We start from the raw sequence: 23235 nt of genomic DNA, 5'->3' as shown, positions 1-23235 counted from the left end.
TGTGGCGACGGCCGCGTGCCTTGTGTCCTGGAGTCAAGATTTCGCCCCGGGCGGTCAAGCGATGCGCGCCGGCCGCCTCGCATCCTGTGGTGGCCTATCTACCCTGGAGCGCGCTGATGATGACTGCCTCGAACCCCGCCAACGACCTGGATGCCGTTGCCCCCCTGGCCAGCCAGGCCATCCTGCGCTATGCCCCGGCGCTGCACGGTGAGCTGCGCCTGCTCAGCCATTCGGAGAACGCCACCTACTTGTTGCACAACAGCCGCCGGCGTTCGGTGATGCGGGTGCATCGCCAGGCCTATCACTCGTACCAGGAGATCGCCAGCGAGCTGGCCTGGCTGGCGGCGCTGCGCGAGGAGGGGCTGCAAGTGCCCGACGCCATCGCCGGCCTGGATGGCCAGTTGATCCAGCAAGTCGAGCTGGCCGGGCTGGGCAGCCGGTATGTGGTGCTGTTCGACTGGATCGAGGGCAGCGAGCCTTCGTCCCACGGCCTCGATGCTTCGTTTCGCCGCCTGGGGGCGATCAATGCGCGCCTGCACCAACAGGCCCGGCGCTGGCACCAGCCCCGGGACTTCACGCGCATGACCTGGAACCACGCGAGCATGCTCGGTCCCGAAGGGCATTGGGGCCCCTGGCAGCAGGCACCCTACCTGGACGAGGGGGCTCGGGCGCTGATCGGCGAGGTGGTCGGCGTCCTCGGCCAGCGCCTGGCCGACTATGGCCAGGGGCCCGAGCGTTTCGGCCTGATCCATGCCGACCTGCGCCTGGCCAACCTGCTGGTGCAGGGCGAGCACACGCGCATCATCGACTTCGACGATTGCGGGCTGGGCTGGTACTTGCACGACCTGGCCGCGGCCTTGAGTTTCTTCGAGCATCACCCTGAGCTGGCGCAATGGATCGACAATTGGCTGCAGGGCTACTGCAGCCAGCTGGCGCTTGCGGCCGAGGACCTGGCCATGCTGCCGACCCTGATCATGCAGCGGCGCCTGCAATTGCTGGCCTGGACCGGAACCCACCGGGGGACGGCGCAGGTCGAGTGCCTGGGGCGCGAGTGGGTGCAGCAGACCCTGGGGTTATGCCGGCGCTACCTGGATGACGGCTTGCGGGGTGTCCTGGCGCACGGGGGGTACTGAATCGATGTTACAAACCGCTACGCCCTGCACCGGTGCACTGTCGCCCGGCACCGAGCAACGCCTAGCGCCGACAGTGCCGGGCTTGAGACCACGGAGCCCGGCGCAGCGGGGCCAGGCGGGGATCTGGAATGGAACTTGCGTAGTCCAGCCCCCCGTCCATGGTGATTGCGCAAGGAGGTTCCCGGTGCCCCTCATCACCACGTCCACGAGCCGTCCCCATGAAAGCCAGGTCGGCGTCCTGGCCTCGGCCGCCAGCGGCCTGAGCGATTTCATCCAGATGCACGGCGGTAATCCCGAACGCATCCTGGGCATGGCCGGCATCGATCCCGAGCAACTGCTGCACCCGACCCTGAGCCTGGACCTGAACCAGTATTGCTCGGTGTTCGAGGAGGCGGCACGGCAGACCGGCAACCATAATTTCGGCCTGCGCTATGGCCAGCAGTTCCGTCCGGACTCCCTGGGCCTGCTGGGTTATGTGGGGATGTGCTCGGCGACCCTTGGCGAGGGCCTGCGCAACGTCGCCCGGGCCTTTCCGGCGCACCAGCAGGGCAGCCTGCTGCGATTGGTGGAGGACGGCGAGCTGTGTCGCTTCGACTACCAGGTGCAATACGGCGCCATCTTGCGCAAGCGCCAGGATGCCGAGCTGTCCCTGGGCATGTTCGCCAACCTGATACGCCATGCCCTGGGCCAGAACTGGGCGCCGGAGCGGGTGCATTTCGAGCATCCGCAGCCCGAGGCCTGGCATGAGCACTGCAAGGTGTTCGATGCCCCGGTACTGTTCGGCCAACCCTGCAACGCCCTGGTGTTTCGCCGCAGCGTGCTGCAGCGGCCGATGCCCGGGCACGACCCGAAGCTGCTGGCGATCCTCCTGGAGAGCCTGCACAAGCTCGCGGTGGCCGGCGGCGACCAGGCCCGTCCGGACATGGTCGCCGAGGTGCGGGCCCAGGTGCGCGACCTGCTCGGCGAGGGTTACCCGTGCCTGGAGCAAGTGGCCCATAACCTACGCATGCCCAGCTGGACCATCCAGCGCCGCCTGGGAGAAAGCGGCCTGACCTTCTCGAGCCTGGTGGACACCGTGCGCCAGGAACTGGCGCTGTACTACCTGCAGCAATCGACCCTGCCGATCTCCGAGCTGGCCCTGGCCCTGGGCTATTCGGAAATCAGCGCGTTTTCCCGGGCCTTTCGCCGCTGGTACGGCGTCAGCCCGATCCAGTGGCGCCAGGCCCATCGCGGCTTGGAACCAGGGTCGGCCTGAACCGAGAGAGGGGGCGAGCTTGCGGCGAGCTCAAAGCTTCCGCTGCTGGAGGTTCGCCGCTTCTCGTTCCTCGTCCATGACCGTGGCTTCCTTGAGCGGCACCTCGCCCACCCCCAAGGCGCGTTCGATCAGCAGTTCGCCGCCGCTGTCCTTGAGCAGCGCTTGCAGGCGCTGGAATTCGTTGCACCAGATCGTCTCGATATCCCGATCGCGCCCCTTGTCCCGCTGTGGGTCGAGGGCCACAGCGCGCACCTGCAGGCGGCCGTTGTCGGCCTTGCCACCGACTTCGACGCCGTAACCTGGGGTGGCGCTCTTGCGCAGTACCACCTTGCCGGACTCGGCCCAGGCGGTGGCCATGCCTTCGCGAACCTCGTAGCCGAGCCGGGCCAGCCCCTCAAGCATGGCCTGGCGCCGGGCCAGTGCAGCCTGGGCCTGTAGCACAGCGGTGAGCGCGACCTCGCATTCGGACTTCAGCGCTTGCAGCAGCGCCAGGTCGCTGTGCTCGTGGCACTCGGCGACCTGGCGCAGCAGGGCCGCGTGATCGGTCGTGGCATGGGTATGGAGTTCGCTGGCCAGGTCCTGGACCTGGCCAAGCAGTCCGCGGCGCTGCTGGAAGTCGCGCGTGGCCTCGGCCAGTTCGATCACCAGGCTGTCGAGCAACAGGTTGCGCTGCTGCGCCTGCTGCTGGGCTTCGGCCCGGGCCAGCCGTTGCAGGAACGGAGTCGCGGCTGGTGCGCCCTGGAGCAGTTGCAGTTCGGCGATATGCCGGTCGATGCGTTGCAGGCGCGGATCACGCTCGGCTGGCTGTTGCGCGGCGATCCACTGTTCGAGGCTGGCTTGGGGTGTCTCTTCGCGCAGTTGCCGGGCCAGTTCGCGTTGGCGCTCGCTCAAGCTGTCCGTCTCGTCGACCCTGGCCAGCTGGCTGAAGCCCTGGGCCAGGACCTGCTGCGCATGGGCGAGGTCGGTGCCTTCGGCCAGGCGCGCCACGTCTTGCAACAGCTCGGGCGCAACCGCTGCCTGTGCGGCGCGCAGGGCGCCGAGCAGGGTCGCGGCATTTTCTTGCTGGCGGCGCTGGCGCTGGCGTTGCTCGGTCGCACGCAGCACCGCGCGTTCCTCACGTTCTGTCTGGTCGCGGCGCAGGTACTCGATCTCGATTGGCACGGCTTTCTGCAATTGGGCGAACTGTTCCTGGCCGAGCAGGGCGCGCAGGCGCTCAGCGCGGGCGCGGGTGGCGTTGCGTTGTTCCTCGTTCAACTCGCCGAGCCTGGCGGCCTGGGCTTCCCAGCGGGCCATGGCCTGTTCCAGGCGCTGCAGGTGCCCCTCGCACAGGGCGATGATTTCTTCGCGGGTGACGATCCGCACAACCTTGGGACCACTCATGGGCAGATCTCCGTATCGCTGGAAGGGGCCGTGACCGGACCTGGCTGGGCGGACGGCAGTGCCCGTTCGATGGCCTCGCGCAGACGGGCGCGTTCGTTATCGCCGTCGTGGTACCAGGCCTGGGACGACACCCGGTGGATATGCGGGATCGCCCGGCGCAGGACCGACGGGCGCCAGATCTCCCGTGCGCGGGCGCGTTCCAGCAGGGCGTGGCTGGGGGCGTCGCATTCGATGCCGATGGCGTAGGTGCCGGTACCGGGGTTTTCGATGGCGAAGTCCAGGCCGAAGGCGTCGCCTTCGCTGGCCGGCGCGGCCTGCCAACCCTGGGCCTGGAGGTATTGGCCGACGATCCTGGCGAAGCCGTCGCGATCCTGGCCCTGGCCGCGTTGCAGGTTGCCGCGGTCGGTTTGCAGCCGGTCGAGCAGCTTGCCGGTGTAGGCGAACTCCCCGGCGCACAGCGCCCGGGCGTATTCCAGGTAGCCTTGCAGGTAGTCCCTGGGGCTGGCCGGCGCACGGTGGGTATTGAGCATGTCGGAGATGTCGCCGATGGGCATCGAGGTGATCATCACCACCTTGTGCCGTGCGCGGGTGACCGCCACGTTCAGGCGCCGTTCGCCGCCGGTCTGGCCAAGTACGCCGAAGCTGCGGCGGAAGGTGCCCTGGCTGTTGCGGCCGAAGGTCGAGGAGAAGACGATCACGTCGCGCTCGTCACCCTGGACGTTCTCCACGTTCTTGACGAACACCGACATGTCCTCGCCGTCCTCGCTGCGTTCGCGCTCCTGGGCGTAGGCGCTGCGGAACACCTCGTCCTGGGCGGCGTGGGCCTCCAGGTGTTCCTCGATCAGCTCGGCCTGCTTGCGGTTGAAGGTCACCACGCCGACCGAGGGGCGCTCTTCGTAGGGTTGGCGCCACAGCTCGGCCAGGTACTGCACGACACGCTCGGCTTCCTGGGCGTTGCTCTGGTTCTGGTACAGGCCTTCGACCTGGATCAGCTCCAGCGGCTTGACCCGCTCGATGCTGGCTTGTGGATGGCGCACGGGCACATTCAGGCGGTTGCCATAGAACGAGGCATTGGAGAAGCCGATCAGCTCGCGGTAGGCGGAGCGATAGTGGATCTGCAACGTGGTGCTGGGCAGGGCATTGCGCGCCAGTTGCAGCAGGTCGGGGCAGTCCTTGATCTCCCGGCGGTTCCAGGTGTCTTCGAAGGCCTCGCGTTGCTCCTGGTCGGCTTCTGCGTCGGGCTCGTCGCCGTCGAACAGTTCGGCTTCGTCGCTTTCCACCCGGCTGGAGAAGAACGCCGTCGGCGGCATCTGCTTCTCGTCGCCGCTGACCACCGTGACCTGCCCGCGAAACAGGGTCGGCAGGGCGAACTCCACCGGCATCTGCGAGGCTTCGTCGTAGATCACGGTATCGAACAGGCCGGCCTTGAGCGGCAGCACGCGACTGGCCACGTCCGGGTTCATCAGCCACACCGGGCGCAGGTTCATCAGCCCCAGCGGCGCGCCCAGCTCGATGAATTCGCGCAAGCGCCGCGAGCGCTTGCCAGTGAGCCGGGTCACGTCTTCCCATTGCTTGCGATTGCCCAGGCGCGAGGGGTCGATGCCCTTGGCCAGTAGCTCGCGGTTGAGCTCGCGCATGCGGGTATCGGCCTGGGCCAGGCTGGCGACCTTGGCCTGGGTTTCGTCCTGGCCGTACAGCAACTCGGGGTTGGCTTGCTCGATGCGGTGCTTCCAGCCCAGCCGCGCCTCGCGGTTCAGCAGGCGGCGCACGGCGGCTTCCAGTTGCTCGGGCGCCAGGGCGTCCAATTGCGCCTGGCGTTGGCGTAGCAGGGCCAGCAGCTCCAGCTCCTCTGGGCCCAGCAGGCTGGCTCGGCCACGGAACGCCTGGTAGGCGCCGAGGCAGGGCAGGGCTTGTTGCAGGCGGGCCAGGGGCAACTCGTTGCTTTGGTTGTGCTCGATAGCCTGTTGCAGTTGCCCAAGCAGTTCGGCGCCCAGCCAGTGGCCGAGCAGCTTGAGCTGGTCGAGGCTGGTCTGGCGTACGCCCTGGCGAATCAGCGAGGCGTCCAGGTCACCGAGCAACGCTTCGAACTCGCGCTTGTCGCCGCTGAGCACCGCAGCGTCGGCCTGGCGGGCGCGGGGCGATTGGGCCAGGGCCTGGGCCAGGACCTGGATCTCCAGCAGCTGGCGGATGTCGTGGGTGACTGTCGCGCTCAGCTCCAGGCCGGCTTCGGGGGCCGGGGCGTCCAGTCCCAGCTCCCGTTGCAGGGCCGTGAGTTCGGCGCGCAGCGGGCGCCATTGGCGCTCCAGGTCGATGGCCGCGTGCAGTGTGGGCAGGACTTCCTCGACCCGGTTTTCACCCTGTTCCTGCAGGAACTCGCGCAGCCGGCCACGGCGCAGCAGGTGCAAGGGGTTGATTCGCGACCACCAGGAACGGGCGGCCATGACCTTGGCGCAATCCTGGCCCAGGCTGCCGAGGCGCTTGTGGTCGATCAGCCCCAGGGCGGGCGACAGCGCCGCCTGGTAGCGATCTTCCGGCAACTGGCGCAGTTGCTGCTGCAATTGCCGCAGCTCGTCGAGGATCGCCTCGCCACGGGGCAGCGGCTCATGCTCGCGCAGGCGGAACAGCGGTAGCCAGCGGGCCAGGCGCAGCCGCTGCTGCGGCTCCAGGTCGAGCAAGGTGGCGACGTGTGCCGCCCTCCATGCGCGGTAGGGCGCGGGGTCGTCGATCTCGAAACTGGCCGGATGCGCTTGCAGCGTGGCCTGGCGATCGGCCTCGGCCTGGGCGAAGTCCCGCAGGTTGTCGTCGAAGGCTTGCAGGGTCGGGCGATCGGCGGCGAAGGCTTGCAGCTGCGCCAGGGGGCTGCCTTCGTAGCGTGCCGGCAACCACAGGCGAACCAGCGGCGCGCAGCGCTCTTCCAGGCGGGTCAGGCTGGCGGGGTCCAGGGGCGCCAGGTGCTGGCGCAGGGCCGGGAACTCCAGGGGCGCGGGGCCATCTTCCAGTTCGATCAGCTCGCCCAACAGGCGGCGATAGCTCAGGCCGCTGGCCGGGTCCGGGTGATGCAGGCTCTGGTGGTAGCGATCGAGCTCGCCCTCGAGGGCCTCGATGCGCGCCGCTGTCTGTTCACGCTGGCGCAACCAGCCCTGGCTGTCGCCGCCAGCGACGAACAGGGCCTCCAGCTGCTCGCGGATACTGCGGATGATCGGCTCGCGGTCGCGGTTGACGTCGTTGAGCATGACGATGCGCTGGCCAAGCCCTTCGGCCACCAGGCGTTTGTGCACCACCTCCAGCGCCGCATGTTTCTGGCAGACGATGAGCAGGCTGCGCTGGCGGCCGATGGCGTCGGCCACCATGTTGACGATGGTCTGGCTCTTGCCCGTGCCGGGAGGCCCCTCCACCAGCAGGCCGGGGCCTTGCCGGGCCTGGAGCACTGCCGCTTCCTGGGACGGGTCGCTGGCCACGGTGAAATAGCGCTGCAGCTCCCCGGGATCGGCCGGTGGCTGTTCGTCCTCGCCATTCCTGAGACGCAAGGCGGTCTCGAGGCCCGTGCCGTTGGGTGACAGCGACTTGAGCTGGCGCAGGTCCTCGCCAATGGCCTGGCCCATGAAGGTGACGTGGAACAGCACCGCCGCGCAGGCCAGTTCCTCCTGGTAGGGCGCGACCTCAACCGTGCCGGCCGGCAGGCTGGCGAAGGTGCGCGAGCGTACGCCGGCGAGCATGCCGAAGGCATCCATCACGTCGCTGGTGCGGATGGACGAACGGCCGAGCAATTCATCGGCGGTCTTGCGCCAGAGTTTGCAGGTCTCGGCGCCGAGCACGCTGTCCAGTGCGGGGTTCAGGCGCACCTCTTCGCGTTCGCCGTCGAAGGCCAGCCGCGCGTTGCCGCGCTGGCCCAGCTCCAGCAGCAGTTTCACCGGCCACAGCAGCAACGGGATGATCCGCGGGCGGGCGTTGCCGCGCGGATCGCGGCTGAGCAAGAAGGGGAAGCCCAGGTAGAGACCGTCGATGCCGGTATCGCGCTTGTACAACGCGCTCTGGCGGTACAGCGCATGCAGTCGGGCCTCGATCCGCGGATCGGCCTGGAAGCATTCCGGGTCGAGGTTCACCGCGCGCTCGTTGCGTTGCAGCAGGTGGTCGAGCAGGGCGGCGGCGGGGCGGCGTTCGCTGTGCAATTCGGCCAGGTCGACGCGGGCGGTGGTCTTGCCGATGTTCATGCGCACCAGCGGGCCGCGCATCACCGCGGTGACCACCTTCTTTTCGAAGAAGTCGAGGATCTGCGATACGTAGTGCTGCTTTTGCGGCTCCAGCCACTGGCTCTCGGGAATGGCCAGCAGCACCAGGACCTTGGCCAGGGGCATGCGCCGTTCCAGGCGAAACTGCTCGGCCCACTCATCCACCGCCGGCACGCCACTGCGGGCAAAACCACGGATGCGTTCGTCGACGCTGCGGTACAGTTCCTGGCGCGGGTGCTCAAGCAGTGCGCTTGCTTGCTCGCTGTCGAACCAGCCGACCTCGGTGCGCTGAGCCAGCTCGGTGGCTTCCTGGATGATCGAGTCGACCGAGCGGAATTGCTCGATGGCGGCGCTGAGCAGCACGATCAGGTCTTCTTCGGCGATCACCCGCCGTTCCGACAGGTAGGCCAGGCCAGGATGCTCGGTATCCGGCAGCAGGCGCTGGCGCTCCTGCCACTGGGTGGCGAGCCTGGCGCGAGAGGTCGACAGCAGGTAGATGCGCAGGGTCTCTTCCACCAGTTCGACCTGCTGGTGCAGGGCGCGCTGGCGCACCTGCTCGGCGCGCAGCTTGAGGCGCGACAGCCAGTTGTCGGTCTGCAGCTGCTCCAGCAGATCGGGAGCCGAACCGCTGATCAGCCGGTAGCCTTCCAACGGGTGTTCGAGCAACCAGCCTGGGGTGACGATGTCGCCGCGATGGATCAGCGGCACTTGCGGATTGAGCAGCTTGAGCGCCAGCATCAGGCGCAAGTCGTCTTCCAGGCCGTCATGCTGGACCACCTGGCGCAGGCCGGCGAGCAGCGAGGAGGGCAGGCCGAGCTGTTCGGCCCAGGTCACGATCACCCCGCGCAGCAGGTGGTCCAGGGCCTGGGCCCAGTGTTCGGCCTGGGCCGCGGCCAGGGCGAACACCCGGGGTTTGTGGTAGTGGCGCTGGCCCAGCTGCAAGGTGGCGCCTTCGCCGTCGTCGCGCTCCTGGAACGACGAGGCCGGCGCCGCGACCGGATGGCCATCGAGCCAGGCCTCGACCTCGGGCCACTGCCAGCGCTGGTGCCGGTCCCGGGCCAGCAGCCCGCGCAGCAACAGGTCGAGCCCCGGGTCCAGGTCATCGGGGATCGGCACCCCGTTGGCCAGTACATGAATAAGGAAGGCATTGGCATGGATGCCTTCGAAACAGGCGCCCTGGGTCAACTGCTCGAGCAGGATCATCCCCAGGCTCCACCAGTCCGAGGCCGCGGCTACCCCGCCGGCGATGGCTTCCGGGGCCATGTAGCGGCTGGTTTCCAGGGGCGACACGATATCCAGGTCGAACTCCGACAGGCGCGCCGAGCCGAAGCCGCTGATCACCAGGTCCAGCGGCTCGCGGGCGCGTACCAGCAGGCTGGCCGGGCGCAGGTCGCGATGGCGCAGCCCGGCTTCGTTGAAGGCATGCAGCGCCTGGCCCAGTTCCCGGACCACATGGCGCACGCTGTCGGTGTCGCGAATGATGCTGCCCAGGTCCGCCAGGGTGCCGCCGCTGAGCTCTTCGATGACCTCGTAGGCCCGGCCGTCCCAGCGTCCGGTGGCGATGATCTCGGGCACATGCGCACGGGGCAGGCGGCGGATCACATCGTAGATCGCCGGGTCGGGTTCGGCGCCGGGGCGGTAGAGCGTCAACACCGCCTGGAGTGGCGTTGCCTGGTGGCTGGCCAGGTAGCGTTCGCGCACACCGTCGGTGCTGCTGATCTGGCGGATCAACGCCCAGCCGTCGATCAGGGTCTGGCTGGGGCTGGCCGGGTCGTCTCCGGCATCAGGGAGTGCCGGCCCAGGCGTTGCGTTGCCAGGAACCTGGGCCTGGTCCTGGGCCGGGGGCGCGTCGCACTCCAGGCACATCAAGTCGCCTGGTTCCATGGCATGGCCGTTGCTGCAAACCAGGCCCGGCGCGATGGTCTCGGGCTGGGCCGGGGCATCTGGCGGCGGGCTGTCCTGGCCTGGACTGCCCTGGCCTGGGCCGTGCCGGGGCATGGGATCTTGCGGCAGGGCGTCTTGAGTGACGATGACCTGGGGCCGCCAGCCGTCGGCGCGCGGTGGTTCGCCGGCCAGGTCCCAGTTGCAAGGGTGCTGGTCGACGGTGCCTTCGCAGAACAGCTCCTGGAGCGGGCGTTCGGTCTGGCAATTGGGGCAGAAGCGAATCATCGGGAGAATTCCATTCAGTGGCGGTGCGCACTGGTCTGTATTTGGTGGCCTTGCTCCTGCAGCAGGTCGCGCAGGTGCAGCAGGTCGTCACGTCGGGGGATGCCGGCCATCCAGACGCTGCCATTGGCGTCGAACATCAGGTCCAGGGCCTTGTCGGCGGCTTCCAGTGGACGCTCATAGGACGCCAGGCGCGCATGGCCGAGGGGCGTGAGCAGGGTCAGGCGCTGGTTGTCGCTGCCGCGCAGCGCCAGGGATTGTTCGAGGCGTTCCTCGTAGGGGTCGCTGATCAGCCCGTCGATCAGGCCCTGGGCCTTGCGTAGCTGGGGTTGCAGGCGCTCCAGCGGATAGCCGCTGTAGACCAGGATGTCCACCGGACTTTGGCGGCGCAGCCCTTGGAGTAAAAGCAGCAGGGCCTCGAACTGATCGAAGGGCTCGCCGCCGGACAGGGTGATGCCGTCGGCTTCGCGCAGCCAGGGCACCAGTTGCGTGAGCAGCTGGTCGATGTCCAGGCGCCGCTGGCCGGGCCCCCAGGTATCGGCGGAAATGCACCCGGGGCAGCGGATGCTGCAGCCCTGGAACCAGATGCCCAGGCGCCGCCCGGGGCCCAGGGTGGTGACCGGGAAATGCACCCGCGACAGGCTCAGTTGCATCTTCAGCGGCGTTCCATGAGCAGCCCGCCGGCGTCCAGCGCGGTGATCGAGAAACGCTCGCCCGGCTGCGCATCCTGGTCGAACAGGGCCCGGGACAATGGATTGAGCAGGCGCGCCTCGAGCTGGTTGCGAATGCCCCGGCCGCCATTGGACAGGTCATGCAGGCACAGCGTGCGCAGGCCTTGGCGGGCCTGGGGGCTCAATTCGATGAACAACGCCTGTTGCTGTTGCAGGTCCTTGAAGGTGGTGTCGACCATCTGCTCGAAGATCTGGATCGCCACATCCTCGCGGATGAAGTCGAAGACGATGATGTTCTCGCCAATGCGGTTGAGGATCTCCGGGCGGTTCAGCACCAGCTTGAAGTAGCGGTCGATCTCGTTGTGGACCTTCTCCTGCATCTGTTCGAAGGGTTCGCCGGGCAGCACGTTGGCAACGCGCTCGCCGTTGTCGCCCTGGCGATAGATGCCCAGGTTGGAGGTGAACACGATCAGCGCCTCGGAGAAATACACCCGGTCGCCGCGCCCGGAGGTGAGCACGCCGTCGTCGAGGATCTGCAGGAATTTATCGAGGATGCGCGGGTGGGCCTTCTCGATTTCGTCGAACAGCACGACGCTGAAGGGTTTTTCACGGATGGCGTTGGTCAGCTCGCCGCCCACGTCGTAGCCGACATAACCGGGCGGCGCGCCGATCAGGCGCTGGTCGGCGTGCTCGGCACTGAACTCCGACATGTCGAAGCGGATATAGGCGCTTTCATCGCCGAACAGCAAGCTGGTGATGGTCTTGGCCAGTTCGGTCTTGCCCACGCCCGTGGGACCGGCGAGGAAGGCCACGCCCCGGGGCCGGTTGCCCTTGCGGCTGGCGCCGACCCCGGTCATCGCCCGCTTGACGATGTCCAGCATGTGGGTCACCGCATGATCCTGGCCCTTGACCCGCTGGTGCACTCGTTCATCGGCCTGGCGGATCTGCTGGCGGTCGATGCGCAGCCAGGGATCTTCGGTGACCCCGATCTTGTAGCGGCGCACGGCATCGGCGATCTGCTCCATGGCCACGCCCTCGACCCGTGCCAGTTGGGCGATGGCGCTCAGATCGAGCAGCAGCAGGCCTTCGGTATTCTGCACGAAGGCATCCACCGCCTCGCGCGTGCTGTCCTCGCTGGCTTCCTGGCTGCCGGCCAGGCTCTTGAGCAGGGCCGGGGCCAGGGCGCGGCGGGTCAGCTGGTCGGGCCGGGATACCGGAATGTGCCGCAGCCGCGGGTTGTCCACCAGCAGCCAGTCGGGCAGGTCGCCTTCCTTTTCCACCAGCCACAGCAGGGTATTGAAGAAGGGTTTGCGCAGCTCCGGCAGCGGCCGGCTGCGGGCCTGGTGGGAGTGCACCAGGGCCTGGGTGAACAGCTGGTGTTCGGCGGCGCTGAGGGAATCGTTGCGCACCACTAGGCGCGAAGCGAAGTCGATGACCAGGGCAATCGGCGGGCCGGCGCGATTCACCAGGCGCTGCACGGTGGCGGCCAAGAGATCGGGGCCTGCCGGGGCGGCGCCATCCACCGGGGTCAGGCCCAGCTCCTTGAGCAGGGTCTGGCCCGCCGCCGGATCGCTGTCCGGCTTGCCGATGGCGCGCATGCCGGTCACCGGGTCCCACGTCAGTACATGGGCGTAGCCGGCCGCGAGCAGGGTGTCGCAGAGGGTCTGGTTGAAGCTCAGGGCCGTGACCGTGCCGGGGGCCACCTCGCTGGCCTGCAAGTCGCGGATATTGCCGGACAGGACAAACTGGCTCTTGAGTGGCAGGAAGCGGACCAGGTCACGCATCCAACGTGGGCTTTCAAACGGTGTATTCCCTGACATGTTTCAGCTCGTAACCTTGGGCGGTGGTGGCAGGGTATTGCCCCATGCTCAGGTTTTCCAGCTTCGGGTTAGGAAATTTCCTGCTTATTGATGGTGCCGGTCGATACTGGCGTGGACCTGGTCAGCGAGCCTGCAGATCGATGGAAAGTCCCGGGCGTGGCCTTAGAGGCTGTCAGGGTCGCCACAGAGCATTTGTACATGGCTCTATTACGGGTTTTTTGGTTAGCAGAAGTAGAAATGTACCCCCAGAAATACCCATCGATACCCCCAGCAGGATGTGCGATCGAGCGATTTCTGACAGCTATCGAGGTGACGCACACTGGGTTTCCTTGTACCGCCATGGCCGTACGGCCGGGCGGACAAACTTGTTTAAGGATTGGAGTCGACTGCAACGGATTATCAAGGTGGCAAAGGGTTTTTCTGATATTTGCAAAAAAAACGGAGCGTGTGGGCTCCATTAAAGATCTGACTTGGAGTGCTGGCGCTCCGATATCATTTGAAATGGCATATGGCCATGCTTATCCTCCCGTCATCGCAATGTGGAGAAGATCAGCATGGACAGTCATCTACCCGCCGCCCCTACCAAGACTTTGGGGCATTACTTCAGCGAAAACCTCAACGCAGTGCTCGCCGTCGGCGGGAAGCAACGCGAGAGCGGAAGACCCGGTCCGATAACAGCCAGCTGCATTCAACGTCAAACTGGTATCGCACGCAGCACACTGCGAGCGTTGAAATCGCCACAGGATCATGTCGCTCCCAATCCGGACCTTCACACTTTGGCCCGTATCGCCAAAGTCTTGGGTGTGCCACCGGCCTTCCTACTCATGCGCCCGCAGGACTGGCTGGCCCTGGGACAGGCCGTAGGGGGTAGCAGTGACTATTTGGCTGCTGCGGTGAAACTTCAGAGCGAAGACAAGTTAGCCCTGAGCAATCCGATAGAAAAAATATTGCGCGAATGCAAGGTTCATCCTGATGTTCGTCCTATTGGCGTAGGCGCTTCGCCTGAGGTCGGCCGCGTCAACGCTCGTGATGAGTGGCGCCGGCGCAATTGCCTGAAGCTAGACGCACTGATGCTGCGTCAAGTGCGTGCTGCTCAGCCCAGGGCCTGGCTCGCGGCCATCGCCGGTGCGTTGGTTAGCGATAGCACCCCGCATACCCCGACCAATATCGACTGAACAACAGAGGAAGTACCCCATGTCCATGATCCAGGACCCTGATCTGGTAGACGTTCTGACCCATGCGAGCAGCGACGATATCGGATTGCTGATCGACGTCATCACCGACAGCGGCAAAGGGCGCATTTCGTTGTCGTCTTCAACATGTCGGCAACTGAGTGCAGCCAAGGATCGCGAGATTACCGAGTACGAGCGCGGTCTGGTTGCCGAGGAACTCACCCGCTTTGGTGGTAACTCGCTGATGAACGTCTTCCGTGGCGGCAATGGCGTGCCCTACAAGGAATTGTTAAATGACGTGGCTTCGCATGTTGGGGTAGCCAAGAGCGGCCTGGGCAACTGTGAAATTATGGAAATGTCCATTATTTCCAAAGTGGTCGAGCAGTCGGTTGGGCGTATGAGCGAGGCTGACAAGGTGACTTTCTTTGAGTCGATCGGGTCGAGCTATCGCCCAGGTATGGGCCCAGGTGCTTTGGCTGCACTGCTCACCAGCCTGAGCGCCTCAAACGCCTACAGCATGGCAGCGGTGGTTGCCAGTGCAACCATGAGCAGCTTGGTTGGGCGTGGCGTGGTGATGGCCGGTAGCGCGGGTTTGGGCCGGGGGCTGGCTGTGCTCGCCGGCCCGGTCGGCTGGGCCATCACTGGCCTGTGGACTGCTTTCGATCTGGCCAGCCCAGCATACCGAGTGACCGTGCCATGCGTCATTCAGATCGGTCATATGCGCCAGAAGATGCTGCTGGCCAAGGTGTGTCCAGCCTGTGCGAAACCGGTCGATGCCGTTAGCCGCTTTTGCGGCAATTGCGGCGTACGCCTGGAGCAGAGGAGCCTGACATGAACACAACGATTTCTCCGCTGGAGTTTCTGTTAACCAACGCCATTTGTTTTGCCGCCGGTGCCGCCGCAGTTGTGGCGTTGCAGTGGGCAGGTCGCGCGGCTTTTCGCGCAGGGCAGCGGAACGCGAACAGCGATGCCTAAGCATCGCCTTTGACTGAAAGGACTGATCATGTACAGCAATGAGCACGCGGCTCGCCTCGCCGCACTGACCCAGAAGGCCGGCTCGATCAACCAGGATATCCAAAGGCTCCAGGGCGATACGCAGTGGTATGGCTCATTTGATTGCGAGCAGGCCAGTAGCCAACTGGCCCACCGCAAACGGATCACCACTGAGATCAAGCAGCGGCTTGGCAAGCTCACCTCGACCATCGAGTCGACTCGCCAGCTCAAATTGACCCATGAGGGCATGGCGGGAGGTTGGCTGGCAATGCTGTGGCGATCCCCTGAGCAAAAGGTTGCCCTTCATCAGGCCACTGAACTGGAAAAACGACTCGCACTGCTGTCTCAATCGCGCAGCGAGGCCCATGCCGAACTGGCCCGCCATGAACCTGAAGAGCAGCGTCTGGCTGCCGACCTCAGGCGCTTTCGTAGCTTCGATCCACTGGAAACCAGTGCCACCATTACAGGCCTGAACGAGGAGCTGCTGCACCTGCGCCAGTTGATGGAGGTTACCCGCAGTGCCAGCGAAAAATGGGAAGCTATGGCGGGAGAGGTGGCGCGCGAATGGCAACGCCTCCAGCGGCAATTGGAACAGATTGATAATGACATCGCCAAGGCACGCGGCTTCGAATGGGAACTGTCGAATGCTGACAGCGCAAAGGCGCGGGCAATGGTCCACCAGGCCTGTGAAAGCTTCTTTGAAAACAGCAAACCCAAAGCGGTGCTCAGTGAGCTGAACGTCAAGCGGCGTAAGCTCGAGCGTCACGTGGAGAAGTTGCAGGAGCGCTTGCAGGACATCATGCGACTGCTGGAAAAGCACATCGAGACGCTGGTGATCGATGGCAACAACCTGTGCTACCTACCTTCGGAAAACGGCAAAGGGACTTTCATCGGGCTTAAAGCGCTGACTGCGCTGGTGCCGCACCTCTGCGAGAGCTACAAGGTGAGGCTGATATTCGACCCTGGCATCTGTGCCCGTTTGTCTACCGACGAAGCCCAGCTTCGGGCGCTGTTCCCTCAGGCCAATGTCATGGTGATGGGCAACGATGCCAAGGCGGACGAAGGCCTGCTCGCCGCAGCCGCTTACGATCAGGGCGCCTACATCGTCAGCAATGACCGCTTTGCGGACTATCCAGAGCAGCCGGCGATCAAGCAGCGCCGTTTGTTGACCCACATCATCCATCCCCACTCAGTACAGATCCAGCAGTTGCAGGTCAACATCCCTTACTGAACACACGGCGGCAGCCCACTACAGCTAGCAAGCGTGGCTGCGGCAACCCGCGCCCGTTAGAAACCACTTTGCTTCGACTCAGAGTCAAGCTCATAGGACATTGGACATGGAACTTCAAGGCCATTTGCTGTACATCGACATCACTCAGATCTGTGGCATTGGCTGCGCATTCTGTATGTACGCTGACAAGCATAAGGCGGGCATGAGCATGGAACTGTCAACACTGGCGCGGGAGAACCTCTCAGTGTTGATCAACGAACCTTCGGTCAAGCGCATCTCCATCAGCGGCGAAGGCGAGCCGCTTAACAATGCAAAGGTGTTCCACGAAATACTTGGTCTCTCGAATGGAGGCAAGCGCTTCGAGTTCATCACCAGCGGGTTCTTCCCACACGCCAGGATGGCAGAGTTCTACGATGAGACCGATCGCATCGTGACTGCCAATGGCGACACCTGCAACATCCGCCTCAGTGCCGATAGCCACCACATCGAGAAAGTCAAATGGCGTGCTCATGGATTCAGTCTTGACTACCTAAACCAGCGTCAGCCGTCGGGGCTGAGCTTCTCGTTCCGCTCCATCGATACCGACAGGAACTTCACGCGTCAGTATCTCGTCCAGGAACTGCAGCATTGGGGGCTCGAGGCGGACTTCATCGAGGTCGGGCCGCTGGAGGACGTGCTTGTGGTAGGACAGCAGCGTTTTGGCATCGATTACAAAAACTTGGTGCATCCTGCCGCAGGTACATCCAAGGGCTATCTCAATATGCATAGCTACATTGCTGCCATCGAAGCCAAGGTCAACAAGCACTTCACCTTCGGCAGCCTGAATCAGGCGCCCCAGGCCAACGGAATGGATGTGACCATCAAGCCCAATGGCGATGTGTACCTGTACGGTATCGAAACCCAACGCCTGGGCAACATGCATTTCGACGATTTGGACTGGCCAAGGTTGGAGGCCCGCCTGTTGCACAACCCGCTGGCCCGAGCACTCTACACCCAGCCACTGACGGAGCTGCTGAGACAGCTGGAGAAGCCCGACCTTGTGAGCTCGATCATCGCCCGGGTGAACAATCCTTACTGGCTGGTCAAAGAGCTGGCTAACCACGACGGCTTGCTCCAGGCATGGGAGGCAGCATGATTGACTCTCACAGCCACACTGTTTACTCCAAGCATGCCACTGGTTCCGTCGATGAGCTGGTGCGTGCCTCCATCGCAGCTGGTGTGCGCACCCTCACCATCACTGATCATGCGCCGTTCCCGGTGGATACGAACAACCGGCTCTTGGCGAGCGAGCTTGATCGCTATTTTGCCGACATCGAGCGAACGCGGACGGCGTACCAGGGACAGATTACGCTCCTGCAGGGGCTGGAGTTCGACTATATGCCAGGGACCGAAGCTTTCACCCGTGATCTAATGGCGCGCTACCCGCTGGACTTCGCGATCGGCTCGGTGCACTACGTGGAGGTGCCGGGAGAAGCTATGGTCAAAGTCTGGGAGTTGCCACGGCTGGCCGCTGAGGCTTTTCTCGATCGCTATTTCGACTACCTTGAAGGCCTTGTGGCTTGCGGCTTGTTCGACGCTATTGGGCATGCCGACACCCTGCTGCGCGGTTTGCCAGAGGACGTCTTCTTGCGTCGCTTCGAGCGCTTGTTGAAGCCGCTAGCGCGCAGCGCAATGGCATTCGAGCTGAATGCCTCCGGGTTACGCAAGTCGAGCTTGTCTCCACTGACAAGGCAGGAAGTGCAGGGGCTATGGTCGTACCCATCGCAACGTCTATTGCCCCAACTCATCGCCCACGATGTGCCGTTCACCATCGGGTCTGACACCCATGCGCCTGAGGACGCAGGCGCGGGCGTGGCTGAACTGATGTCCGCGCTGAGGCCGCTAGGGCTATCGCGCATCAGTTATTACAAGGATCGTAGGAGAGTCGATGTCGACATCGATACTCTGCTGCCTGTGGGCACGACCATTACATTGAACCAAGGGGCTGCACGGACATGACTCTGCTTTCCTCCATTGCTGCGCGTTCGTGGTCCGAAGTTCTGCAGGCGCCGGACGAAGTTCAAATTTCCCTGTTCCATCAGGCGTTAGCGCATCCTTGCGGCGATGATGTAAAGAATGGATTCAGGGCATTTGCTGCCGATATGCTCAGGCGTGGTCTGATCGAGATGGGCGAGTACGTCACGATCCTAGGCGGCACTGCACTGTACTGCCTGGAGCCGGGCCCACAGGGCCATTTTCATGACATGCGTACCGGTCAGGAAGCCAGTGAACTTGCAGCGATCTACAGTCGGGCGAAATATGGTGGGGTTGACGACATTAGTTACCTAGCTCGCAGGTTGGTCGATTACCTGTATGCCGAACTGGATGACCCATGCTCGCAATGGACAGCAATGTTCCGTGATGCCAAAGCCAGTGGTGACTGCGTGGTGATGATGACCACGGGATGGCGCAACGTACCGTCCACGGCCAACGTTCTCTATGACATGGTGGTCGAGGCAGTGAACCTCAAGCTGGCACATCTGGCTTTACCCACCATCATCAATGTCAAACTGCCCAGACTGGCGCCACCCTGTGAGAACTATGCAAGCCTGAGTCTGGAGGAACGTGAGCAGGTAAACCGCGTGCAGGATCATGTCATTCCTGCCGAAAACTTCTACCGCTGGAGCGGAGTGCATGTGATCTTTGGCGATGACGTACTTGTCACTGGCTCTACTGCTGACAAGGTGTTGTACGAGTCCCTGTGCAATGGTGCAAAGTCATTCAGAGCGCTTTATCCGGTAGCGATTGATCCGAGGGTGGCGTTGACCGATGCCATGATTGAGGACCGTTTGAATGGTGTGGCAATCGCTCAGCGGTTGGATGATCCCCTGGCACAATTACTGTCAGCTCCGGGCTACCGGCCTATCCTGCGCACGCTACGTCTGGTGTTTGGAGAGGGCAACCAGAATGCGCTCGGGGCATTTCTGCCAAAGGTACCGGCGCTCACATGGCTTGACCTGTACAAAGCCGCTCTGGGCAACGAGTTTTTGGCCCAAGCCCAATGCATGCCGTCGCTGCTATTGCTCCGGTCTTACCTGACCAACCTCGGTTTGCTTGATGGTGTCGGCAGGGCGGACCTGTGATGAGGGATGTCAACGTTCCGTACGTCACATACTGGGAGCATGCGCCAGGGCAACCCATACCGTCCTATGTCGCATTGGCCCTGGTATCGATGCGCAGGGCGCTGGGAGATCGACTGCTGCTGCTCACCCCGCGCACGGTCGAGAATTACCTTGGACCGGACATACTCGAAAGACACTGGGCCTTCGAGCCGTTGGCGTTCAGCTTGGCCGCAGGAGTCGAGGACATCATTGCTAAGAGTGACTTCATCCGCATGGCCTTCGTACACCGTTATGGTGGTGCCTGGGTGGATGCCGATACCCTGTTTCTACGCGACCCGAGCAAGGTGGTTTTTCCTCAGGGCATAAGCGCCAAACTGCACTGGTACAGCGAGTGTCTTTTCGCGTCACAACCAGGCAACCCCTTGCTCGCACAGGCGTTACAACAAGGCTTGAGTGCCCGTGCACATACTTGGGGCAACCCGGGCCGAATCAAGGATATCGTCGCCTGCAGAGACGATGGCCTTGTGATTATCCCGGACGAGGTCGTCGACCCTGGCTACCATCCGCGCTACAACTTCGCCAATTGCGAAGTCATGCGACGTCGGGATGTCGGCGTCGCCGATTTTTTGCAGCGGGATGTGGCTCTGCTCAAGCTCTATAACACGTACTTCAGGCGTACCTCTGTACGTTCTGAGACGGTTGCAGAGTTCCTGGCTGGCGGAACGCTGCTGGCCAACCTGTTCCTGCATTTGGAGACGAGTCTCGACTACTGGCTGGCGCAAGTTGAGGAGCTGATGGCCGAGATTGGCTGATCGGTGGTTGGCAGTGTCACTGCATCCGCGCGTATGTGCAGTCGGCAGCGACGTATGTCGGTCAGATCCAGGGTGGGAGCGATTAGCTCATGCACCGTCGGCGTATCGCGGTGCGGTGAGCCATGCGCGACATACAACCAAGCCGGGATACGGGCTGGGGATGAGCCCAGCTCAAGTTCTACACGCAGCAGGTCGAACACTTCAGTGGTTCTTCCGCTGGGTGTCCAAGCCAGGGGGGCCGTACGATGGTCTGGCTTTGTCAGTAGCAAAGGTCGATCGAGCGTGACGTTGATAGTCCCTGGGTGACAGGCCGCAACTTCAGGGAAGTGCTCACTGATAAGTGGCAACTGACGAGCCAGAGTTCCCCTAGCCACGCCTAGGCCCGCCACGATTTTGGCTTCCAGTTGCAGGACGTCCGATGCTGACAGCAGGTACTCGAGCGCATTGATTACCATGTGGTTCGGAAATGCGTTCATGTTTCTGCCGGTGCGTCCCGTCGACTGTTGGCTGTAGATCACGCGGGTTCTTGCGCTAGGCGGGGGCAGCCAAGGGTTGAATGCTTCTTCTAGTGCAGGATAGATGGCCACCAGGGCGGTGCCAAGGCCAACCGCCATATGCACGATCGCTGTGTCGACGCTGACGATGACCTGCGCGTGGGAAAGGTAGCCGGCGACATCCCTTGGCGATGCCAACCCGTCCACCACTTTGACGTTAGCACGTGCCACCTTGGCTTCCAACTGTTGGGCATCGGCCAGGGTGGCGGGGCTGCTGAGAATACCGATGGTGCGTGACGCAAAGGTCTCGGCGACTGCCTGCAATAAGGTAGTCGAGCGCTCAGCGGCCAGGCTCTTTTCGGCACGGCTCGCGTAGGGATTGAAAAGAATGTGGGGCGCCACTTCAGGGGCGGGCAACTGCGCAGGCAACGGTACGATGTACTCGCCTCGTACCTGTGCAGCACCCAAGTCTACGAGTACCTGGCGATACCGAGCAGCCGTGTCCAGTCCCCAGGATGCTGCGCCGAACTTGCGATTGACGCAGCGCAGGCTGTCATCGAGCGAGTAGATCAGGGCAGGGTTGAGCAATCGAAGGAATACGATTTCAGCAGGCTGGATTGTACCGACCAGGTGTACCACGGCATCGACTCTGTTCAGCTTCCGAGCCAGCCGCCAAAGTTCGAGAGGGCCGGGCGCTGCATGCGTGATCATCACCTCATCCGCTGCAAAGTCCAAGGCATGCAACTCGGCGAGTTCGGCAACGGTGATCACGGTGACCCGGACGTTAAGCTTGCGGGCTTCGCGGTAAAAGAAGGACGACACGATGGCGTCGCCCAGCTTTGCATCCCAGCGCAACACCACGATATGAGGATTAACATTAGCAGCAGTTGCTTTCAGCGATCGGTCGGCCAGCAGGCGGGCCAACCGACGTGCACAACTTTTCAAGCATGAGTTCCAACGAGTCATAGATGTGTAGTGCATGAGCGTTTAAAAAATCACCTAGGGTCATCGGCTCAAAGTCTACTTTCATTGAGTCAAAGCTGTCGTTGACGCTTTCTGAGTCGCGGACGAAAAGCTTTAGAAGATTTTGAGACCTGACTATCCGAGCAGGGCGTCGCACAGGGCCTGGTTGAAACTCTGGGCCGTGATTGTGCCTGGGGCGACCTCGTAGGCCTGGAGGTCGCGGATATTGCCTGACAGGACGAATTGGCTTTTCAGTGGCAGGAAGCGGACGAGGTCATGCATCCAGCGCGGGGTCTGAAACGAAGCAATCCCTGACAGATCAACTTGTCTAGGGTGCATCCTTGGCAGGGTATTGTTCCTTGCGCGTATTTTCCAGTATTGCTGTCTGAAAGTTCAGCGAGTTGGATGGTGGCCTTTCAGGGGGCCTCGATGCTTTCCGCCTACCTGGTAAATTAAGCACGCGAATGACGCATCAGCCGAAGGGAGCCAGGTCCTACCATGGAAGCCGCGGTTGTCCAAAGAAGTTTGGTGAGGCAGGCATGTTGAATGCGGCGATTCTTTAAAGGGTTTTAACGGTCTCCGCCATGAGGGCGCGTATCCACCGGAGGCCTGGCATCCGCACTCGGAGGGGCGATTACATGTGCAGGATATTTTTGACCAGCTAACAAGCATGCGCGAAGCCTCTAAAGACTGTCAGGGTCGCCGAAGAACATCTGGATCCGCGAGCGCAGCCAGCGCTCTCCGGGGTCGTTGTCCTGGGAGCCGCGCCAGGCCATGTGCATTTCGAAGCTGCGCACCGGCAGGGGCGGGTCTTCGGCACGTACGCCGCCGGCGGCGGTGAGAGCTTCGGCGGTGTAGTCGGGGACGGTGGCGAGGATATCGGTGCCTGCCAGCAGGGTGCTCAGGCCGTTGAATTGCGGCACCGCCAGCACGACATGGCGCTTGCGCCCGAGCTTTTCCAGTTCTTCATCGATGAAGCCGCTCAGGTCGCCGGCGAACGACACCAGGGCGTGGGGGCGGGCGCAGAAGTCGTCCAGGCCCAGTGGACCGGGTACGGTGTCGGCGCGCAGCAGCTTGGGCATGCTGCGGCGCAGGACCTTGCGCTTGGCGTTAGCCGGCAGGTCGGTGGTGTAGCTGACGCCGATGGAGATCTCCCCGGAAGCCAGCAGCGAGGGCATCAGCAGGTAGTTGGTCCGGCGCACCACCAGCACGATGCCTGGGGCTTCGGCGCGCAGGCGCTTGAGCAGCATCGGCAGCAGTGCGAACTCGACGTCGTCGGACAGGCCGATGCGAAATACCGCATTGCTGGTGGCCGGGTCGAACTCGGCAGCGCGGCTCACGGCGGTGGAGATCGAGTCCAGGGCCGGGGACAGCAGGGCAAAGATCTCCGTCGCCCGGGCGGTAGGCTCCATGCTACGGCCGGTACGCACGAACAGCGGGTCGTCGAACAGGTTGCGCAGGCGCGACAAGGCCGCGCTGATGGCGGGCTGGCCAAGGAACAGTTTCTCGGCGGCGCGGGTCACACTGCGTTCGTGCATCAATGTTTCGAACACGATCAACAGATTCAGGTCGACACGACGCAGGTCATTACGATTCATCTGGAGTCCTGGCAGATTCAGCGAGCTTGACTGGAGCGGCCATATCGAAACAATGGCCGGCGTGAATCTTACGGGTAAAGACTGCTACTCTGCACCGGCTAATTGCCTGGCAGGCGGCTCGCAGACCGCCCAGCCCCGATTTTCAAGGGCACGGAATCGATGACAGGCATGTCGACTATTAATAGGCACTGATAGTCTTGCTTTCAAAGCCCGGATA

At 63.4% G+C, this 23235-nt stretch carries 15 protein-coding genes and 2 pseudogenes; 10 read left to right on the top strand and 7 right to left on the bottom strand.

Annotation, left to right across the window (positions count from 1 at the left end):
- Nucleotides 1–116 precede the first annotated feature (116 nt).
- On the top strand, nt 117–1133 hold the full coding sequence (locus CAG11_RS21460) for a phosphotransferase enzyme family protein (RefSeq protein WP_103325065.1): 1017 nt from the start codon (nt 117–119) through the stop codon (nt 1131–1133).
- A gap of 184 nt (nt 1134–1317) precedes the next feature.
- Nucleotides 1318–2388 (top strand): AraC family transcriptional regulator, encoded by a 1071-nt coding sequence (locus tag CAG11_RS21455; RefSeq protein WP_053129365.1) that lies wholly within the window; start codon nt 1318–1320, stop codon nt 2386–2388.
- Between the two features lie 30 nt (nt 2389–2418).
- Here the strand turns inward: CAG11_RS21455 and CAG11_RS21450 are convergent, their stop codons facing one another.
- The 4 genes and pseudogenes from CAG11_RS21450 to CAG11_RS21435 form a co-directional block, all read right to left on the bottom strand.
- Nucleotides 2419–3768 (bottom strand): hypothetical protein, encoded by a 1350-nt coding sequence (locus CAG11_RS21450; RefSeq protein WP_085597833.1) that lies wholly within the window; start codon nt 3766–3768, stop codon nt 2419–2421.
- Nucleotides 3765–10166: an AAA domain-containing protein gene (locus CAG11_RS21445; RefSeq protein ID WP_085597832.1), complete on the bottom strand. Its 6402-nt coding sequence runs from the start codon at nt 10164–10166 to the stop codon at nt 3765–3767. The genes CAG11_RS21450 and CAG11_RS21445 overlap by 4 nt, the downstream gene beginning before the upstream one ends.
- A 14-nt stretch (nt 10167–10180) precedes the next feature.
- A complete protein-coding gene (locus CAG11_RS21440; RefSeq protein WP_085597831.1) occupies nt 10181–10816 on the bottom strand; it encodes a 4Fe-4S cluster-binding domain-containing protein in 636 nt (211 codons plus the stop codon).
- 2 nt (nt 10817–10818) lie between these two features.
- Nucleotides 10819–12692: pseudogene (locus CAG11_RS21435) on the bottom strand (AAA family ATPase).
- A 516-nt stretch (nt 12693–13208) separates the two neighbouring features.
- Here CAG11_RS21435 and CAG11_RS21430 point away from each other — a divergent pair.
- The 8 genes from CAG11_RS21430 to CAG11_RS21400 all read left to right on the top strand — a co-directional run bounded on the left by CAG11_RS21430 (nt 13209) and on the right by CAG11_RS21400 (nt 19963).
- The gene (locus CAG11_RS21430; RefSeq protein ID WP_085597829.1) at nt 13209–13829 is read left to right on the top strand and encodes a helix-turn-helix transcriptional regulator; all 621 of its coding nucleotides are present in this window, start codon (nt 13209–13211) and stop codon (nt 13827–13829) included.
- A 19-nt stretch (nt 13830–13848) separates the two neighbouring features.
- On the top strand, nt 13849–14661 hold the full coding sequence (locus tag CAG11_RS21425; RefSeq protein WP_085597828.1) for a ubiquinol-cytochrome C chaperone family protein: 813 nt from the start codon (nt 13849–13851) through the stop codon (nt 14659–14661).
- Complete coding sequence (locus CAG11_RS33840) at nt 14658–14801, top strand: hypothetical protein (RefSeq protein ID WP_165605147.1); 144 nt, start codon at nt 14658–14660, stop codon at nt 14799–14801. Before CAG11_RS21425 ends, CAG11_RS33840 begins: the two co-directional genes overlap by 4 nt.
- A 28-nt stretch (nt 14802–14829) precedes the next feature.
- The gene (locus CAG11_RS21420; RefSeq protein ID WP_085597827.1) at nt 14830–16050 is read left to right on the top strand and encodes a hypothetical protein; all 1221 of its coding nucleotides are present in this window, start codon (nt 14830–14832) and stop codon (nt 16048–16050) included.
- A 106-nt stretch (nt 16051–16156) separates the two neighbouring features.
- Nucleotides 16157–17185 carry a radical SAM protein gene (locus CAG11_RS21415; RefSeq protein WP_085597826.1) on the top strand — a complete coding sequence of 343 codons (1029 nt, stop codon included), beginning with the start codon at nt 16157–16159 and terminating at the stop codon, nt 17183–17185.
- Entirely contained in the window at nt 17182–18048 is an 867-nt protein-coding gene (locus CAG11_RS21410) for a histidinol-phosphatase (protein WP_085597862.1), read from the top strand. Before CAG11_RS21415 ends, CAG11_RS21410 begins: the two co-directional genes overlap by 4 nt.
- Nucleotides 18045–19172, top strand: coding sequence for a hypothetical protein (locus CAG11_RS21405; RefSeq protein ID WP_085597825.1), 1128 nt, complete (start codon nt 18045–18047; stop codon nt 19170–19172). The genes CAG11_RS21410 and CAG11_RS21405 overlap by 4 nt, the downstream gene beginning before the upstream one ends.
- On the top strand, nt 19172–19963 hold the full coding sequence (locus CAG11_RS21400) for a capsular polysaccharide synthesis protein (RefSeq protein WP_085597824.1): 792 nt from the start codon (nt 19172–19174) through the stop codon (nt 19961–19963). The genes CAG11_RS21405 and CAG11_RS21400 overlap by 1 nt, the downstream gene beginning before the upstream one ends.
- Here CAG11_RS21400 and CAG11_RS21395 read toward each other — a convergent pair.
- From CAG11_RS21395 to CAG11_RS21385, 3 genes and pseudogenes are all read right to left on the bottom strand, one after another.
- On the bottom strand, nt 19918–21402 hold the full coding sequence (locus CAG11_RS21395; protein WP_371857906.1) for a glycosyltransferase family 9 protein: 1485 nt from the start codon (nt 21400–21402) through the stop codon (nt 19918–19920). The genes CAG11_RS21400 and CAG11_RS21395 overlap by 46 nt on opposite strands.
- A 159-nt stretch (nt 21403–21561) precedes the next feature.
- Nucleotides 21562–21759 (bottom strand): annotated as a pseudogene (locus CAG11_RS34560) (hypothetical protein); the annotation flags it as partial.
- Nucleotides 21760–22103: 344 nt separating this feature from the next.
- Nucleotides 22104–23018: a LysR family transcriptional regulator gene (locus CAG11_RS21385; protein WP_022639902.1), complete on the bottom strand. Its 915-nt coding sequence runs from the start codon at nt 23016–23018 to the stop codon at nt 22104–22106.
- Nucleotides 23019–23235 lie beyond the last annotated feature (217 nt).

The sequence above is a fragment of the Pseudomonas sp. B6(2017) genome (assembly GCF_002112765.1).
Classification (GTDB): Bacteria; Pseudomonadota; Gammaproteobacteria; order Pseudomonadales; family Pseudomonadaceae; genus Aquipseudomonas; species Aquipseudomonas piscis.
This window is presented reverse-complemented; position numbering and strand designations above follow the sequence as displayed.